A 17633-nucleotide genomic window follows, 5' to 3' on the forward strand; every position below is an offset into this window, starting at 1 on the left:
AGGACCACCTCGACCAGCACAGCATCCCGCGCCTGCGCTCCTGGCGAGCCGTCAGCTGACACCCCAGCGACCAAGATCACCGACAGAGTCAAGCTGAGGCTCCGTTGCTGTCAGGTTGTGCGGACGTGTTCGCCGCGTCGGTCGGTCAGTTTGTGCCGGATCTCCGGTGTGACCGGGTTCGGCCATGCCTGTACCAGGTAGGACTCCACCGGGTCGCCGTAGTTGTCTTCCAGGTCCAGGCCCTCGTTCCGGCCCCGGACGTGGACACGGACCCGGTAGGAGCCCGCACCGGCCGCGGACAGGCTGGGGAGGCTGGTGATCGGGTCGTCTTGGAAGCCGTGTCCGACGAAGCCGGCCTGCGGGGTGGTGAAGGTCATGCTGACCTCGACCACGTCGTCCCATCCGTCGAGGTGGAGTGTCGGCTCCGTGTGGCAGGGCTCGTAGGTGAGTGTGATTTTCCCGAAGGCGGTGCCGGTCAGGATGGTGGCGCGGTTCTCGCCGCCGCGGGTCTGGATCAGGCCGTTCAGCCCGGTGTAGACGTCGAGGGCGACCTCGGCGTCCGGGTCCTTGATCCAGAACTGGCCGTGCGATACCCGGGTCTGGATCGTGAGGGCGTCCATCACGCCGCCACGTAGAACTGGTCGCCGTCCAGCACGCGCTGGGCCGCGTAGAAGGCGCCCAGCGTGCCGCCCTGGCTGTCGTTCTCGCTCTTGGGTACCCAGAGACGGAGCCGCTGTTGGGCGGAGGCGTCTTGGCGGCGCCCTCCAGGGTCGTGGCGAACGGGTACTCGTCGCACGACCACACGGCACCGGCGGGGGTCGTGGGCTTCGGCACGCCGGGCACCGGGCAGGCCGCCTTACGGTTGTCCGACTCCACGGTCGCGGAGGTGGACCGGGTGAGCGGATTCGGGCTGTCCGGCTGGCCCAGGTGCAGCGACGCGCTCTGCACCTTCCGAATGCCGGCGGAGATCGTCGGCAGGTAGCGCATGTCCGTCACCGGACGCCCGTTCGGCATGACGCAGCCGGCCGTGGAGCTGGCGATCTGGTCACACCGGAAGAACGGGGAGTTCCAGTCCCCGGAGACCGTATTCCCGCCCCGCGGATGGATCGTGATCTTGTAGGTCGCCTCGGCGCTGTCCACCAGGGAAGCCGGCAGGCTGTCGGTGTAGGCATCGTTGGAGTAGAAGGAGGCCCCCTGCCTGATCAGCCCCCCGTTGTAGAACGAGAGCGGCTTGCAGGTCACGCTGGTGCAGCCGGTCGTGTAGGTGAAGTCGGCGCCGGCGGCCTGGCCCCACACGTAGGGGAAGTCGACCTGGAAGTAGCCGTAGACCTGCGTGCTCTTCGGATCGGCCTTCAGGTAGTTGGTGACCGTGTACGTCATCCCCCGACCGGCGTACCGTGCTGATCGGTCATCTCCCACTGGCTCGTCTGCGTGTAGCAGGCCTCGGTCCGGTTGACCTCCCACGCACTGGTGCACCACGACGGGATCGCACCCTGACGCGGTCCCGGAGCCGCAGACGCCGCGAGACCAACCGCCGGCCTCGTACTCCCCGGCGGAGCATGCGCAGCGTCCCCGCAGCTGCCCACCCCGCCACCGCACAGCGTCGTCCCACCGGCACCCGCCTGCGCACTGCCGGCCGCCTGCACCACAGGCCCGGCGCCGGCCCCCTGCACGCCCGTGCCCGCCGCCTGCGCGCTGCCCGCCACACTGAGCAGCACGGCAGCGCTGACCAGAGCGGCCAGCCCGCCGATCACCCGTCGGCCTACATGCCTCACCAAGAGCCCCGACGGCATCGTCCGCCGTCCATCCAGATAGCACGGCCCGGACTGCGCCAACGGTTCAAGACCAACTGACACTGCCTCACTTCCCCGGCACAGCAGCGATCCGCCCCCAGGCCCGCAGGGCGATGCAGCAAGCACCAGCTACTCAGTGCCGCCGCCCAGCAGCCGCGCGAGCCGCACGCAGCCGGCCCGAGGCCCGGGCCGGCCCGAGGCCCGGGCCGGCCCGGCTGCGCCGGGCCGCGCTCGCCGACCGCCTGGCACTGCGCAGCCGCGACGAGCACGAGATCGCCGAGGCCGCGAGCACCGCGTACGAGCTGCTGGCCTTCGACCTGGCCGACGGCCGCTTCGTCCTGGGCCCGGCCGGGCCCGGCTCGCCCGCATGGCAGGCATCGGCCCGGCCCTATGTTTGCCAGGAGTACGAGCGGTGGGCGCAGCTGACCGACGGCGGCCGCGACGCCACCGTGAAGGCTTCAGGCGACCGCTGACCCCTCGGGGCGCGCCACCGGGCCGACCCGCCGGTCCCGTCCCACGCGCCGACCCGCCGTCCGGCTGGCGCTGCGCCTGGGCACCGCGGTCGGGTACCGGATGCCGCCGTTGCTCGCGGTGCCGAGGCTGAGGACGGACGCGGGTTCCTCGCGCGCTCAGGGGTTCCGCAGGCCTTCGGCCACCCGACGAAGTTCGTCGGGCGACAGTGCGGCGTGGTGCGGGTCGACGCTCACCACGGTGAAGGTGCTGACGCCGTCCGACCAGGTGAGGGCGCGTTCGATATCCGTGTCGCACACGAGGGCCGCACTGTGGCCGTTGACGGACATCGGTCCACCGCTGGGTGCGCCCGGCGCCGGGTCCTGGGTGCCGCCAGCTGCGGGGAGGACTTGGGTGATGCTCAGCGAGGGCCTGCCAGCGGCCGCGTAGTAACGGCTCCAGGAGGGCACGGTGTCGCTGCGGTTGTACGGATTGGGAGTCCATGGTCCGGCCACGGAGCCGAAGACCTGTGGCACGTCCGATATCGCGGTGAAGCCCCGGGGGAGGTAGCCGACGCGGGCGAGCCGGGCGGCGGGGAACGGGACGAAGGGCTTACCCGTGTTGGCCTCCGACAGCTGTCTGTTCCCCAGAGGGGCGTGGAGTGTGAGGCCGACCAGCCGGTCGGCCGAAGGGCACTCGTGGGTCTGGTCCACGGTGCGCCCGGTTTGCAGATCCGCGGCGACCGTCTGCGGCGTCTCGCGTGCGAACAGCCGCGGTTCGGCCTCCTGACACGGTGTCCATATGACCGGTGCCGTAAGGGTGCGGCCGTCGGCGCTGAGGAGCACCTGGCTGAACAGCCCCGCGTCAGCTCTGGGCTCGTGGTCCGCGGCGTAGCGCACCACTGGGGACAGAGCCGCCAGGGCGACGACGGCGCACACGGAGATGAGGGCCTCGCGGCGCCCCGCTGACGGCATTCGACCAACTCCACGTTCGAGGACAAGGGCTGTCCGACCCGATGCCACCACGGTTCCAGCGCTTTCGCGGTGGCCCGCTCTCCGACGGAGGTGACGTGACACAGCCGGGCATTGGGCGCGTCGCAGGATCGTACACACGTCTCCCGGGAGTGCCCCGGCGCAGATACGCCGGACCGGGGGAAGGCATTCGGTGTCGCGGTCGACCGTCCTCGCATGGACGTGGCGCCCGATGGTGGGCACGCTCGCCCGGGACCCCCTCCTTCCTGGCCCTGCCACCACAGCACCGCACCCGCCTTCGACCCAGCTCAGCGAAACGGCCCTCAGGCGCCGTCACCGCTTCCGGACCGCCCACCGCTCCGCACCGCCGCCGACGTGCCCGCGATCTCCACCGATGCCCAGGAGCATCCACACGGCGGGTACTACTGGTCGGCCGGGGTCCCGGGGCGGTCCTCACACTGACGTCCGGGGCCGCAATCCGCTGCGGGAACTGCGCGATCGGTACACGGGCCGGGGCAGCGGTCCCGGGCGCCTTGGCGCCCCGCTCCCTCGTCCCCGGCGCCCTGGTCGCCTCCGTCCCCGCTTGCCTCCGTCCCGCTGCGCCCCGCCGCCCCGCGCGCCCGGCCTGTCCACTCTGCTGCCTGCCCCGTGCCGCCCGGTAGTCCGGGCTGCCAAGCTGCCGTGCTGCTCCTTTCGCCCCGCTCACCGCCGTCCGGCCCGCCGCCCGGGCACGTTGCCGGGGCTCACCGCGGCTGTTGCGGCTGGTCTGCAGCCATGCACAGCCCGCAGATCCGGTGATCTGGAGAGCACCGCAGAATTAGGTTGCCAACGGAGGCCTGGAACTCCATCGATGTTGCCAGATCGCGCCCGCGGCACCGGCCTGGCAGGGCAGGATGAGGATCCTCACGGCACAGGGGGCGCGGGATGCGGCGAGGACGACGGCGCACGGCGCCCGGGCCCCGGCAGCACCTCGGGAGGACCTCGTGTTCGATCAGCAGCACCCCCGCCCCTGCGCCAGGCCCACCAAGGCCGGGACACCGTGCAAGTCCCAGGTCTATGGTCGTGCCTTCGCCTGCAAACTGCACACCACCGACCTGGAGAAGCAACTCCTCGACGCCTATGAGCGAGGACACCGTGACGGATACGCCCAAGGCCTCGAATCCGCCGATGGCTCGGCCAAGCTCCACAGCGAGTACCTGGAGCGGAGGGTCAAGACGCTGGAAGAGCAGCTCGACGCTCAGCAGCGCCGGTTCGAGGACCGCGGAGCGCAGGCGGTGACGGTGGACGGCTACGGCTACCGCTGGACCGGCCCGGGCCGGCTGGAGGTCGGTGACCGTGTTCTGCTGCCGGAGAACTACGTCAGCGCCCTGCGCCACGGCCCCGGCCCGTTTCCCGGGACGGTCAGTGCCCTGGGGACCACCTACTCCGGGGCTCTGAGCACGATCGTCTCCCGTATCCCCGGCCAGCGGTCCGGGGAGGTCCGGTAGGGGTTGTCCCGGTCTCCGCTCCCACGGCGGTGCCTCTGTCGACAAGCGACCGGTGCCGGCGGGTGTCGTCCGGTGCCGGTGTGGCGGGAGGTTCTGGCCGGTTCCGTCACCGAGCGCTCTGGGCCCGGCGAGGGTGTTTCAGCTGCCGGAGCGGTTGGCGCCTGGAGCAGTATTCGGGGTGCTCGGTGGTGGGTCGCGGCAGGTGTGGTCGGCGCTGAGCCCGACGTCCGGGGGCGGGGGCTGCGCGGCGGGTCCCCAGTCGCCCGGCTGATGCGTCGAGGCCGTGTCTTCCCTGGTCGGAGGAAGGCACGGCCTCGGTCGTGTCAGGGGAAACCGCTCCTCAGCGGTTGAGCGTCGTCTGGGCGGAGGTTCCGAAGGCACGGGTGGCGGACTCGGTGGCGCGCTGTTCCTGGAGGGCCGTCAGCTTCCGCACGACCAGGACGGCGAGGACGGCGGCTGCGAGTTCCAGCAGGTCGGAGGCGGTCAGCCATCCGAGCGCTTCCTGGTAGGAGTCCGGGTAGTGGGCCTGGCCGTAGAAGTTGGCGCCGAGTCGGCCGATCACGATGGTGGCCCAGAGGGTGCCCCACCAGAGGTTGAGGAGGTTGGGAGAGATCGGGGGGCGTACTCCGGATTCGTCGGGGGGAGTGCTGGCCTGCCAGGTGTCGGCGGCGATCTGCCGGGGGAGCCACAGGGCTGCGACGGGGGTGAACCAGGCGCCGATCGCCCATCCGCGCTTGAGTCTGTGGCCGTGGGGGTTGAATCGCTCGGCGTTCACCCGTACCCGGTGGAACCAGAGGATGAAGGTGACCGCCGAGGCCAGCAGGGCCACGAGGTGGAGCTGGCTCGCGTGACGGTAGAGCTCCTGCGCGTCGGTGAACGCGGTGCTGTCGGATGTGGCGAGCGTGACGTCGGCGGGAAGCTCCCCGGCTGCTCCGTAGAGGCGCATGCCGGCGACGAGGGAGAACAGCGTGGCGGCACCGGTCACCATGAGCAGGATGGTGGCGGCGGTGGCGGTCGGCCGTGGCGGGTGGTAAGCGGCTGGCGAAGTCATCGGCGGGGGGCTCCAGGTCCGGATCGGGAGAGGGCCGTGACGGCGGGGGCTGCGGGGCGTGCCCCGCAGCCCCCGCCGTCACGGTTGGTCAGGTGGTGACGGTGTGGTTCAGGGCTTGTGCTTTTCGTAGGTGAGGTTCCACTGCTGGTTGGCCTGCAGGCTGGGGCAGTCCCAGATGTCGAGGCGGGTGCCTTGTTCGGTGTGCCATTCGGGCAGTTCGAGGCAGCGGCCTGCGGGGTTGTCGGCGGTGACGGTGGCGGGCAGGTAGATGCGGCCGTCTGGTCGGACGGCCCATTTCTGGCCGGTGTTGCCGACGCAGCGGGAGAGCATCAGGCCGGTTCCGTTGGTGAGGGCGTTGCCCTTGGTGGAGACGCACCAGCTGCCGGAGCGGATGGTGCCGTCGATGGCGAAGTTGAAGCGCTGGTTGATGGTCTGCCAGCAGGCGTAGACGGCGACGTCGGTGCCTTCGTTGGGGCCGCCGATGGAGTCCATGCACTGCCAGTCGACGAGCTGGGGGTGGACGGTGACGCTGGAGTCGGAGAAGCCGGCGAAGGCCGCGGCGTCGAAGGCGTCGACCTTGCCCTTGACGCCGGTGCTGCTCTTGCCGCGGTAGATGGAGATCGAGTTGGCGCTGTCCATGGCCCACAGGTCGGGCGTGCCGTCGTTGTTGAGGTCGCCGGCGCCGATGCGGGGGTAGTCGGCCGCCTTCAGCGCCTGGCCGACGGCGAGCTTGATCCCTTGGTCGGGCTTGGTGAGGGCGGTGTAGTCGACGGTCCCGTCGGCGTTCCAGCCCAGCGGGTAGGCGTAGAGGTCGCCGGTGGTGCGGTTGCGTGCCCAGATGGTGGTCTGGCTGGTGGGGTCGGTGGTACCGGGGACGACGGTCGCCCCGTTGGCCGCGCCCGGGTTTATCAGTTCCAGGTCGGCCCAGCTGCCGGAGGCGGCGGGCAGGTAGGTGGCGGCGTCGAGGGCATCGAGAAGACCGTTGGGCTGGAAGAGGTAGAGGCTGTTGTTCTCCAGGGACAGGATGGAGGTCTGGGTCATGATGACCTTGTGGTTCGCGTTGCCCGGCTCACCGCCGACGGCCTCGCCCTCCGGTGTGCCGATCGCGAGGACCTGTGAGGCACCGCTCCAGTTGCCCTGGTTGTAGCCCGGGCAGGCCGCACCGGTCAGGTAGGTGGTGCAGGCGGGCCGGTTGAGGGCGACGGGGGTGAGGTTGTCGAAGCGCCCGGTGCCGCTGTTGGGGATCAGGTAGAGGGCCTCGCGGAGCTTGGACGTGGTGTCCTTGCTGTAGTGGGCGAGGACCTCGTCGACGGCCTGGCCCACGGCGAACGTGCCGTGGTGGCTGATCTGGTAGTCGGCCCAGGTGCTCCCGGAGTCCTGGTTACCAGGAGCGGCGGCGGCCGGGGCGGCGAGGGAGGTGGTGGGGTCGGTGGTGCCGCCGATGACGCGCAGGTCGCCGTTCTTGTCGACGGTGACCATGTCGGGCTTCTGGTCGTTGTCGACGTCGCCGAACAGCGGCTGGGTGTCGGGCTTCCACGGGACGTAGAAGTTGTAGACGGCCGGCTGGCTGTAGTTGCCGGCGTTGTCCATGGCCCACGCGTACAGGGTGTTGGTGCCCCAGTCCCTGGGCTTGTACGTGTAGGGCTGCCCCGGGGCCAGGGTGTCCTGGCCGCACTTCCATCCGACGGCCGGGGTCGGGTCGCTGCTCACGCGGATGCAGGCGACGCCGGAGGCCTGCAGGCCGGCGCCGGGGGCGGGGTCGTCGGCGTTGATGGTGAAGGTGCCCTGGTCGTTGACGTACTTGGCCGGGGTGGGGTTGGGGGTGCCGGACGGCGGGAAGTCGGTCGACTTGATGCTTACGCGGGGGTTGGTCTTGTCGACGCGGAAGTAGCACCAGGCACTGTTGGGCGAGGTGAGGGTGGTGTCGTCGGCGCGTGCGACCCAGCCGTACTGGTGGCCGTCAGCCAGCGATCCCACGCCCGCAGTCGGGCCCGGATCGTTGTAGCTGCCGCCCCAGCCACCGACCGCGGCGCCGAAGTTGGGGTCGTTGTCGTCCCACAGCTGGTAGCCGGTGTACAGGTTCTGGCCGGTGGGCGACCAGCTGTTGGCGGTGAGGTAGATCTCCTGGTTGCTGCCGACCCAGCCGGGGTTGTCCCACGGGTTGGCGCCGCCGCTGGTGCACTCCGCCGCGCTGTTGGTGGACGCGAAGCCCGGGGCGGGGGTGGTGCGCGGGTACCAGATGGTGGGCGTGATGTCGTAGGTGGTGGTGATGGAGGGGTTGTTCGCCAGGTAGTGGCGGTAGTTCTTGTCCCACTCGGAGGCCTGCGGCGCGATGCCGACCGTCCAGGTCTGCCACTTCTCCGTGGCGGCGCGCTTCATGGTGTCGGTCACGTCGATGGCCAGCGGGCCCGTTCCGGTGAGCCGCTGCCCGTTGACGGGCGTGCACCCGTCCATGACGACGTTTCCGTTGTCGCCGCAGGGCTGTGCGTACCAGTTGGTGTCGGTGCCGATGGTCTTGCCCGGCGGACCGGAGTAGATGACGAACGGGGTGTCGGTCGCCATGTTGGAGGCGGCGGTGACCTGGCCATTGAAGGCGGCGCCGAGGATGGTCGGGGCGGAGGCGGCGCCCTGGGGGATCGTGTAGATGGCGGGGTTGATGCCGAACTGGAAGTACGCGCGCTGGCGCCCCTCGCTGCCGCAGTCGATGCTGGGGTCGCTGCTGTGGTAGCCGCAGTAGCCGGTGGCGACGTTGGACTTCAGGTTGTAGTTCTTGGCGCTCTTGTGGTTCTCCTGGACCTCGACGGAGCCCTGGGTGTAACTGGTGGCCGCGACGAAGGCGGGGTCGAGGAACCAGGGCCCGTCCCCCGATCCCAGCGCGTCCTGGTCCGGCGTCAGCTCGATCGCCGACGGGGTGACCTTGGTGCCGATGACGGCGACGTTCGCGCCGTCACCCGGCTCCTCGGCGCTCGAAGGGATCCCGGCCGGAGCCCCCGAAGGCGCAGGCGCCGGCCCGGGCGGGGCCTCCAGCGCCGAGCGCTGCTCCGACCTGGAGGCACGGGCAGCACTCGTGGCAGTGGCTGTCGCCGCGGGCTTACTGGAGTCCCACTGCAGGGGAGCCGGGGCCCGGAAGCGCGTGGCGCCCTTGTCGTCCTTGACGCTGATCGCACCCGACTGGTCGGCCGCGATCGACAGGCCCTGCGCGGAGACCGGGAAGGTCAGGGACTTCAGCGCAGCGCTCTCGGCGGCCTCCTTGGTCCGTACGACGATGACGTCCCGCCAGCCGCCTTGGGGCAGCGCGGTCAGCTGCAGATCCACCCCGGGAAGGACATTGGCGTAGGTGGCACTGGCACCGGCCACCGTCGGCTTCGGCAGCGGGAACGGTGCGTTCACCGCCAGACTCTTGCCGTCATCGGTGGTCACGGTCGCCATCGGGCCCGCCCCGCCGCCCGAGAACGTCAGCCCGGTCGTGGCCACCGCCGGGCTGAGCGTTCCGTTGCCGTTGGCCCGCAGCGTCGGATCGATGCCCGTCCAGGCACCGCTGCGCTTGGTCCGCACGGCCTGGGCGTTGTCGGTGGTGGTCAGAGTGCCGTTCGGGTTGGCGACCGTGGTGGAGAGCTCGTTGGTCAGCGTCTCGACTGCGACCGGCTTGCCGGTCGACCTGGCCTTGGCGATCGCGTCCAGCATCGCCTGCTGCTCGGGGGTGCGGGCCGGTGCGGGCGAGGTGGGGGCGGGGAACTTCACGCCGCCCGCGGGCCCGTGGACCGGCGGGGTGGGGGCGGTGTCGGCTGCGAGCGCAGCCGGCGCGCTGAGCAGGGCCAGGCCGAGTGCACAGCCTGTGCCGAGCGAGGTCAGCGCGAGCAGGCGCCTGCGTATGGCTGGTGCCGGTGGTGTGTGTGTGATGGTGCGTGGGGTGCTGGACATGGCGAAGTGGTGAGGTCCCTCCCGATTGGCCACTCCTCGAAGGGGAGCGTTTCGGGTGGGAACGATGCGGCCTGACCTGCGGCTTGGTCAACCTGGCCGCCGGATTGGGCCGACATGTCCGGATAAGCGATGGATCATCAGATCAAGACTTTATAAACATCTCATATGCGGCATAGGGCGGCCTGGCGATGTGATCGTCGGCTCACATATCGTCACCTCGATCGTGACACAGCCATGCCCATATGACGCTGTGTCGACAATGATGGAGGAGAGACCACGTGGTGGTTTGGCCTGCCCGGAAACGGGCTGGGAGACGAATAGGCGGGCGGTGGCGGTCACCGGCGGTGGCAGCCGCGGTCGCGCTCGCACTGACCGGGGTGACCGTGCCGCCGGCGGTGGCATGGACCTACCCCCAGCCGGAGGGCGAAGTCTGGACGCCCCCCAACACCCCCCTGGGAAGCACGGGCGTCTCGGTCAAGGGACACGACGCCAAATCCCCGGGCGCCAAGCCGGCCGGCAAGGCCGCCGATTGGAAGCCGCAGGTCGCGGCGCCCGTCGTCACGGGCACGGCGACGGTCGTCGTCGGGGCTGACAGCGCCGAGGCCGAAGCCGCCCGCAAGGCCACCGGCGGGGCATCGCCCGCCTCCGGCGGCCAGAGCGGCTCCAAGGCCGGGAACCTGGCTGTCCGGGTCGCGCCCGGCACCGGCACCGGGGAGAGCGCACACACCGTCACCGTCGAGGTAGCAGGGCAGGACAAGGGCAAGGCCGCAGGCGTCAGCGGGCCCCTGATCTCGCTCAAGGACGCTCAGGCGCAGACCGGGGGCAGCGGCCGCGAGGCCCGCGTCACCCTCGACCTGAAGGCCCTGCAGGCCGGCGGCTGGTCGGACCGCGCGCAGCTCGTCGCACTGCCGGCATGCTCGCTGACGACACCGGAACGCTCCGAGTGCCGGACGCAGACGCCGGTGACGGCGAAGACCGACGGCACCGGCACCGTCACCGCGGATGTCGCTCTCCCGTCGGCGGCCCCCGCTGCGGCGCCTGACAGCACGCGCACCGGTGCGGTGAAGGCGTCGTACACCACGCGTCAGGACGCTGCGGTGACGCCGGCCGCCGACAGTACGGGGACCGGCGGGAGCCCGGTGGTTCTCGCTGTGGCATCGTCGCCGTCGGGGGCCATGGGGAACTACACCGCGACGTCGCTCTCGTCGTCGTCGGACTGGACGGCGGGCTCGAACACGGGCAGCTTCGCGTACAGCTACCCGATTCAGCTTCCGCCGGCGATCGGCGGGGCCGCCCCCACCGTGGCGCTGGGCTACAACTCGGCGGACGTGGACGGCAAGACGTCCGCCACGAACGCCCAGCCCTCGTGGGTCGGTGACGGCTGGGGCTACGAGCCCGGCTTCATCGAGCGGTCCTACCGCGGCTGCGACAAGGCCGGGATCACGGGCTCGCCCGACCAGTGCTGGGGCGGACAGAACGCCTCGCTCTCCCTGGGCGGCCGCTCCGGCGCGATCGTGCGCGACGACACGAACGGCAGCTGGCATCTCGCGGTCGACGACGGCACCAAGGTCGAGCAGCTCACCGGTGCTCCGAAGGCCGCCGGTGACGTCGACTACCAGGGCATGGAGTACTGGCGGGTCACCACGCCGGACGGAGTCCAGTACTACTTCGGCCTCAACCACCTGCCCGGCGGCGACGGGAGCGACCCGGCCGCGAACTCGGTGCTGACCGTGCCGGTGTACTCGCCGAACAGCGGCGACCCCTGCTACAACGCCGGTAGCGGCAACAACTCGTGGTGCCAGATGGGATGGCGCTGGCAGCTCGACTATGTCGTCGACCCGCACGGCAACCTGACCACGTACAAGTACGCCACCGAGGGCAACAAGTACAAGCGCGGCCGCGTCCAGACCGGCGGCGCCGGAGTGCTCACCGACTACCAGCGGGCCGGCTACCTGAAGGAGATCGCCTACGGCCAGCGCCTGGACGAGCAGCAGGCGGCCAAGGGCGGGGCGAGCCCGGCGTCGAAGGTGACCTTCTCCGTGGCGGAGCGCTGCATAGCCAGCGGGTCGATCACCTGCGCGGAGGACCAGCGCACGGCGGCCAACGCCGATGCCTGGCCGGACACGCCGATCGACCAGATCTGCACCGACAGCTCCTGCACGGTCTCGGCGCCCACGTTCTTCACGACCAAGCGCCTGACCGCGATCACCACGCAGGTGATGGTCGACTCCGCCTATCGCACCGTCGACACCTGGAACCTCAACCAGCAGCTCGCCGACCCGGGTGATGGCACCAAGCGGCTCCTGCAGCTCGACTCCGTCCAGCGGGTGCCGAGCAACGGCCAGGCGGAGATCAAGGACCTGCCCGCGGTCCAGTTCCAGTACTTGATGCGTGCCAACCGCGTCGATGGGCTGGTCCCGGCCTCGCCGATGTTCATGCGCCCGCGCCTCACGGGGGTCACCACCGAGACCGGCGGTCGGATCAACGTCATCTACAGGGACCCCGAGTGCTCGCGGGTCAACAACCGGATGCCGTCCTCCGAGGACGGCAACACGATGGCCTGCATACCCGTCAAGTGGTACCTGCCCGGTCAGTCCTCGCCGGACCCGGTCAACGACTGGTTCGACAAGCCCCTGGTGAAGGTCGTCACGGAGCAGGACCTCGTCAGCACGCCGGGGGTCGGTAAGACCACCGAGTACACGTACGAGGGCGGGGCTGCCTGGCACCGCAGCGACGCCGAGTTCACCGACCCGAAGACCCGCACGTGGGACCAGTTCCGCGGCTACCAGTCGGTGATCACCACCACCGGGAGTGGTGACACCGCGGAGGCTCCCAAGACCCAGCAGCGGGTCACCTACCTGCGGGGCATGAACGGCGACTACCTTGCCAACGGGACCCAGCGCACCGTCCAGGTGCCCAGCCCCCTGGGCGGCACGGTCACCGACAGCGCCCAGCTGGCCGGAGCTGTCGTCGCCACCGAGGTCTTCGACAAGGCAGGCGGCACGGTCACCGCCGTGACCGGGGCAACCCACAACGAGCAGCAGGTCTCCGCGATCCATGCCCAGAGCGCGGGCGCGCCCAGGCTCTACGCCTGGCTGTCGGACTCCGAGAGCACCTCGATCGCGAAGTCCCGTCTCGCGGACGGCAGCTGGCGTACGACCACGGTTGTCACCACCACCGAGCCGGCCAAGGGCAACCGTGTCGTCAAGGTCGACGACAAGGGTGACGGCAGCGCCGCGACGCCCGAGATCTGCACCACGACCGGTTACGCGAGCAGTGACAACTCCCAGCAGTTGATGCTGGTGTCCGAAGCGGTCGCCTTCCAGGGGCCGTGCTCGGGCACGGCGACCGCAGCGAACACGCTGTCCGGCAAGCGGATGTTCTACGACGGCAAGGCCTTCACCAAGGCCGGCGCGGGCGGGGACCCGACCGGCAGCCAGGTCCTGGACCACTTCGACCAGGCCGGCAACCCCGTCTACGTCAACGACGGCGGCGCGACCTTCGATGCGTACGGCCGCAACCTGACGATGGCGACGACCGACGGATCGACCTACGACCGCAGCGGCGCGCAGATCACCGGCCCGTCCGTCACCCCAGCCGTCACCACCATTGCCGTGGCCCCGGCCTCGGGCCGGCTGCCGACCGAGATCCGCACCACCGGACCGATGGGGGCCGGGTGGACCACCACCGTCACCCGGGACCCGGCCCGCGGCTCGCCCCTGACCAGTACGGACATCAACGGCCGCGTCACCACCAGCCAGTACGACGCCCTTGGCCGCCTGACCGCGGTCTGGGCGCCCGACCGGCCGACCACGGAACTGCCGAGCCGCAAGTTCACCTACGCGCTCAACGGCACCACGGCACCCTCCGCGATCACGACCGAGTCGATCAACGACGACGCGGTGACCTACTCGGCGAGCATCGAGATCTACGACGGCCTCGGGCGGCACCGGCAGACCCAGGCCACCAGTGACGCCAAGCCCATCGGGCGCCTGATCACCGACACCGTCTACGACAGTCACGGCTGGGTGATCAAGACCTCCGCTCCGTACTACGAGCAGGGCTCCCACCCGACCCAGTCCATCTTCCTGCCGGTAGCCGACGGGCAGGTCCCCGGTCAGACCTGGAACACCTACGACGGCAGCGGGCGCGTCGTGCGCTCGGAGTTCCGCTCCAACGGCAACCTCCAGTGGGCCACCACCACCGCCTACCCCGGCGCCGACCGCACCGACGTCACCCCGCCCGCCGGTGCCGTGCCGACCTCGGCCGTGACCGACGCCCGCGGACGCACCACCGCCCTGTGGCAGTACCGGACGCCGACCGCGACCGGCAACCCCACAGACGCGGACCTCACCACCTACGGCTTCACCACGGCGGGCCAGGCCTCCTCGCGGACCGAGAGCAGCGGCAACACCTGGAGCTACACCTACGACCTGCGCGGACGCCAGACCTCGGCGTCCGACCCCGACACCGGCACCAGCCGGACGTTCTACGACGCCAACTCACGCGTCGACCACACCGTCGACGCCAAGAACAACACGACCGCCTTCACCTACGACCTGCTGGGCCGCAAGACCGGCTCCTTCACCGGAAGCGTCGCCGCCGCCAACCAGCTGGCGGCCTGGAGCTACGACACCCTCGTCAAGGGCCAGGCCACGTCCTCGACCCGCTACGTGGGCGGAGCGAGCGGCGCGGCCTACACGAACGCCGTCACCGGCTACGACACCGCCTACCGGCCGCTGGGCACCTCCATCACCATCCCGTCGGCCGAGGGAGCGCTCGCCGGCACGTACACCACGGCCAACACCTACAGCCCGGTCATCGGATCGCTGAAGAAGACGGCCATTCCCGCAGCCGGCGGCCTGCCGGCCGAGACCGTCAGTTACGGCCGGACCATCACCGGCCTGCTGACCGGGGCCTCCAGCCTTGGCAAGGCCGTCATCGCCCAGGTCGCCTACGACGCCCTCGCACGGCCCGTGCGCACGACCGCCGGCGACTACGGCAAGCAGGTCGTCGCGACCCAGCAGTACGACTGGGGCACCGGGAGGATCATCAACTCCTTCCTGGACCGTCAGACCGGCACCACCTCCATCGACCAGACCTCCTACACCTACACCCCGTCAGGCCGCATCACCTCGGTCACCGACATCCAGGACGCCGCCACCACCGACACCCAGTGCTTCACCTATGACCACCTCAGCCGGCTGACCGGCGCCTGGACCGACACCGGCGGCACCACCACCACCGCAGACTGGACCGACACCTCCGGAACCGTCCACGGCACCGGCAGCTCCACCACCGTCCCCGGCATCGGCGCCTGCATTAACAACGACGCACCAGCCACCGCCAGTCCTGGCGGACGCACCGTCGGAGGCCCCGCCGCCTACTGGAACACCTACACCTACGACGCGACCGGCAACCGCACCGGGCTCGTCCAGCACGACATCACCGGCAACAGCCTCAACGACACCACCACCACCCAGACCTTCGGAGCCGCCCAGAGCACCAACACCCCCACCACCGCCCCCAACACCGGCGGCGGAACCGGCGGCCCCCACGCCCTGCTCACCTCCACCACCAGCGGACCCGCGGGCACCAAGGCGACCAGTTACCAATACGACGCCAAGGGCAACACCACCGCCATCACCGACACCGGCGGCACCACCACCCTGACCTGGAACGGCGAGGACAAGCTCGACTCCCTCACCACAACCGGCCAGGCCGGCGCCACCACCTACCTCTACGACGCCGACGGCAACCAGCTCATCCGCCGCAACCCCGGCAAGACCACGCTCAACCTGCCCACCGACGAGCTCACCCTCGACACGGCCAGCGGCTCCACGACCAACGTCCGCTCCATCGCCGGCCCCGGCGGCCTGACCTACACCCGCGTCACCGCCGCCATCGGCGGAGGCACCGTCCTCATCCAGGCCGCCGACCCCCACGGCACCAACAGCGTCCAGATCACCGCCACCACCACCCAGACCATCACCCGACGCCCCACCGACCCCTTCGGCAACCCCCGCGGCACCCAGCCCACCACCAACCAATGGGCCGGCACCAAGGGCTTCGTCGGCGGCACCAAGGACGACACCACCGGACTCACCAACCTCGGCGCCCGCCAATACGACCCCACCCGCGGACGCTTCATCAACCCCGACCCCATCCTCGACCAAGCCGACCCCCAGCAATGGAACGGCTACGCCTACAGCAACAACAACCCCGTCAACCTCAGCGACCCCAGCGGGCTTCACCCCGACGGCATCTGCGGCGGATTCGGCACCTGTGAAAGCCCCCAACACGACGTCATCCACGAGGACTGGCACCCCAACAGCACGGGCGGCTGGAATGTCGACTACTGGTACGGCAACAACTCAGAGTACAAGTACCACGCCGGCAACGACTGGTCCCTGATCAGAAGGGGCTACAAGAGCAAGTGGCAACGCCTCAAGGAGGGTCTCAAGTTCGCCGCGGACTTCACCCCCGCAGGCGCCGCTGTCGACGCCGCCAAGGACATCCGCGACGGCAACTACCTGAGCGCCGCCGAAAACCTGGCCGGCCTCCTTCCCGGAGAACGCCTCGCGGCCACGGGCGGGAAGATCCTGGGCAAGGCCGCGAAGGCCGCCAGCGAAACGGAGAAGGCCGAGCAAGCAGCCGAGAACACCGCAGGCGCGGCCTGCAGCATCGCCAGCCTTGCTAACGCTGCCCACAGCTTCCTACCCGGCACCCAAGTCCTCCTGGCAGACGGCACAACCCGAGCCATCGAGGACCTCCAGGTTGGCGACCAGGTCCAGGCAACGGACCCAGCAACCGGGACCACCGAGCCAAAGCCCGTTATCCGAACGATCCGAACCCCGGACGACGAACAGTTCACCGACCTGGCCCTGCAGGCCAGGGACTCCGGCCACTCTACGGAGAAGATAGAGAGCCTTACTAGCACTCAGCACCACCCGTTCTGGGACGAAACCACTCACCGCTGGACCGCAGCCTCGGAGCTGCGCCAGGGAGACGAAGTCCGTACCGCGAGTGGCCAAACCCTTGTCGTTCGGGAGGTGCGAAACTACGACACCGCTCCGCAGCCCGCCTACGACCTGACGGTCGCAGACATCCACACGTACTATGTGCTCGCGGGGGCGACGCCGGTCCTGGTTCACAATTGCGGGGAAGGCACTCCAGGTCTTCTCAGTGATTCACACCAGCCGATTGGCGATCCGAATGCAAAGGGCGGCATCTACGCATTGGTCTCCGAGAGTGGTGAGGTGCAGCGGACGGGCATGGCCACGAATTTGGCAGATCGTCTGGCTACTCACGCGAGGACGTACCCGGACCTCAAGGGCGTGGTGCTCTATCGTACGGATGAGAGGGCGGCCAGAAGGGGGCTGGAGGAGATGGCGGAGCGATGGTTCACGCCGAAGCTTGCTGGGCAAATGGCCATCAGATTGAGCAATCCGCGACGTCCGCAATACCTGCAGGCCGCTAGGGACTTCTTGGAACAGTGGAGCGGGAGGTCAGAATGAGTGCTTCCGGAGTTGGGCCGTTTGAAAACGACGGCGCCGGAGATCTCTGCTATGCCGTGAGGGAGGCAGGTCGCGACGGTGCGCTTGACGTGCTGAGATCTGCGTTCGCAACTGTGGGACAGTTGGCGGCTGGCGAATACCTTGAGAAGGACTATGCCGAGGAGGCAGTGGCTGCCGCAGCCGTGATTTTGGCGAGAATTCAGGGCGAAACTGAAGTCCTTGAATTCAACGGCCTGAGTGGCCTGATCCCAGAGATTGAACAGGATATGCCAGGCATGGCTATCTTGGCGCTGAGGCGGACCCTTGCAGCTGACTCGGAAATCTACGAGCTCTGGGTTGATGGCGGACGAGGAGAGGAATGGAGAGAGGGTGTAGAGGCCATCATTTCGAGCCTGGAGAATACGGCGTAGGTATTCTCATTTCCTCGCAGTAGTGCCTACGGG

The 17633-nt window shown here is 69.6% G+C and carries 9 protein-coding genes and 1 pseudogene; 4 read left to right on the top strand and 6 right to left on the bottom strand.

Annotated features, from left to right (window positions below; all coding sequences use genetic code 11):
• Positions 1 to 110 precede the first annotated feature (110 nt).
• The 3 genes and pseudogenes from ACZ52R_RS41175 to ACZ52R_RS41185 form a co-directional block, all read right to left on the bottom strand.
• Entirely contained in the window at positions 111 to 620 is a 510-nt protein-coding gene (locus ACZ52R_RS41175; RefSeq protein WP_465755337.1) for a hypothetical protein, read from the bottom strand.
• Positions 620 to 796, bottom strand: a complete 177-nt coding sequence (locus tag ACZ52R_RS41180) for a NucA/NucB deoxyribonuclease domain-containing protein (protein WP_465755338.1) — start codon at positions 794 to 796, stop codon at positions 620 to 622. The genes ACZ52R_RS41175 and ACZ52R_RS41180 overlap by 1 nt, the downstream gene beginning before the upstream one ends.
• 17 nt (positions 797 to 813) lie before the next feature.
• Positions 814 to 1380, bottom strand: a pseudogene (locus ACZ52R_RS41185) (hypothetical protein); the annotation flags it as partial.
• 526 nt (positions 1381 to 1906) lie between these two features.
• On the opposite strand from ACZ52R_RS41185, the gene ACZ52R_RS41190 reads away from it, so the two are divergent.
• Positions 1907 to 2266: a hypothetical protein gene (locus tag ACZ52R_RS41190; RefSeq protein WP_465755339.1), complete on the top strand. Its 360-nt coding sequence runs from the start codon at positions 1907 to 1909 to the stop codon at positions 2264 to 2266.
• A gap of 156 nt (positions 2267 to 2422) precedes the next feature.
• Here the strand turns inward: ACZ52R_RS41190 and ACZ52R_RS41195 are convergent, their stop codons facing one another.
• Positions 2423 to 3217, bottom strand: a complete 795-nt coding sequence (locus tag ACZ52R_RS41195; protein ID WP_465755340.1) for a hypothetical protein — start codon at positions 3215 to 3217, stop codon at positions 2423 to 2425.
• Positions 3218 to 4197: 980 nt separating this feature from the next.
• On the opposite strand from ACZ52R_RS41195, the gene ACZ52R_RS41200 reads away from it, so the two are divergent.
• Complete coding sequence (locus ACZ52R_RS41200) at positions 4198 to 4701, top strand: hypothetical protein (RefSeq protein ID WP_465755341.1); 504 nt, start codon at positions 4198 to 4200, stop codon at positions 4699 to 4701.
• A gap of 340 nt (positions 4702 to 5041) precedes the next feature.
• Here the strand turns inward: ACZ52R_RS41200 and ACZ52R_RS41205 are convergent, their stop codons facing one another.
• Positions 5042 to 5752: a DUF4328 domain-containing protein gene (locus ACZ52R_RS41205; RefSeq protein WP_465755342.1), complete on the bottom strand. Its 711-nt coding sequence runs from the start codon at positions 5750 to 5752 to the stop codon at positions 5042 to 5044.
• Between the two features lie 108 nt (positions 5753 to 5860).
• Positions 5861 to 9673 (bottom strand): ricin-type beta-trefoil lectin domain protein, encoded by a 3813-nt coding sequence (locus tag ACZ52R_RS41210; RefSeq protein WP_465755343.1) that lies wholly within the window; start codon positions 9671 to 9673, stop codon positions 5861 to 5863.
• A gap of 344 nt (positions 9674 to 10017) precedes the next feature.
• Between ACZ52R_RS41210 and ACZ52R_RS41215 the strand changes: the two genes are divergently transcribed.
• On the top strand, positions 10018 to 17190 hold the full coding sequence (locus ACZ52R_RS41215; protein ID WP_465755344.1) for a polymorphic toxin-type HINT domain-containing protein: 7173 nt from the start codon (positions 10018 to 10020) through the stop codon (positions 17188 to 17190).
• Positions 17187 to 17600, top strand: a complete 414-nt coding sequence (locus ACZ52R_RS41220; protein WP_465755345.1) for a DUF4259 domain-containing protein — start codon at positions 17187 to 17189, stop codon at positions 17598 to 17600. The genes ACZ52R_RS41215 and ACZ52R_RS41220 overlap by 4 nt, the downstream gene beginning before the upstream one ends.
• The last annotated feature ends 33 nt before the right edge of the window (positions 17601 to 17633 follow it).

The sequence above is a fragment of the Kitasatospora sp. NPDC034023 genome (assembly GCF_055575795.1).

Coding starts and splice junctions, on each gene's coding strand:
- ACZ52R_RS41175 (WP_465755337.1), bottom strand. CDS start 620: ATGGACGCCCTCACGATCCAGACCCGGGTATCGCACGGCCAGTTCTGG.
- ACZ52R_RS41190 (WP_465755339.1), top strand. CDS start 1,907: ATGCAGCAAGCACCAGCTACTCAGTGCCGCCGCCCAGCAGCCGCGCGA.
- ACZ52R_RS41195 (WP_465755340.1), bottom strand. CDS start 3,217: ATGCCGTCAGCGGGGCGCCGCGAGGCCCTCATCTCCGTGTGCGCCGTC.
- ACZ52R_RS41205 (WP_465755342.1), bottom strand. CDS start 5,752: ATGACTTCGCCAGCCGCTTACCACCCGCCACGGCCGACCGCCACCGCC.
- ACZ52R_RS41210 (WP_465755343.1), bottom strand. CDS start 9,673: ATGTCCAGCACCCCACGCACCATCACACACACACCACCGGCACCAGCC.
- ACZ52R_RS41220 (WP_465755345.1), top strand. CDS start 17,187: ATGAGTGCTTCCGGAGTTGGGCCGTTTGAAAACGACGGCGCCGGAGAT.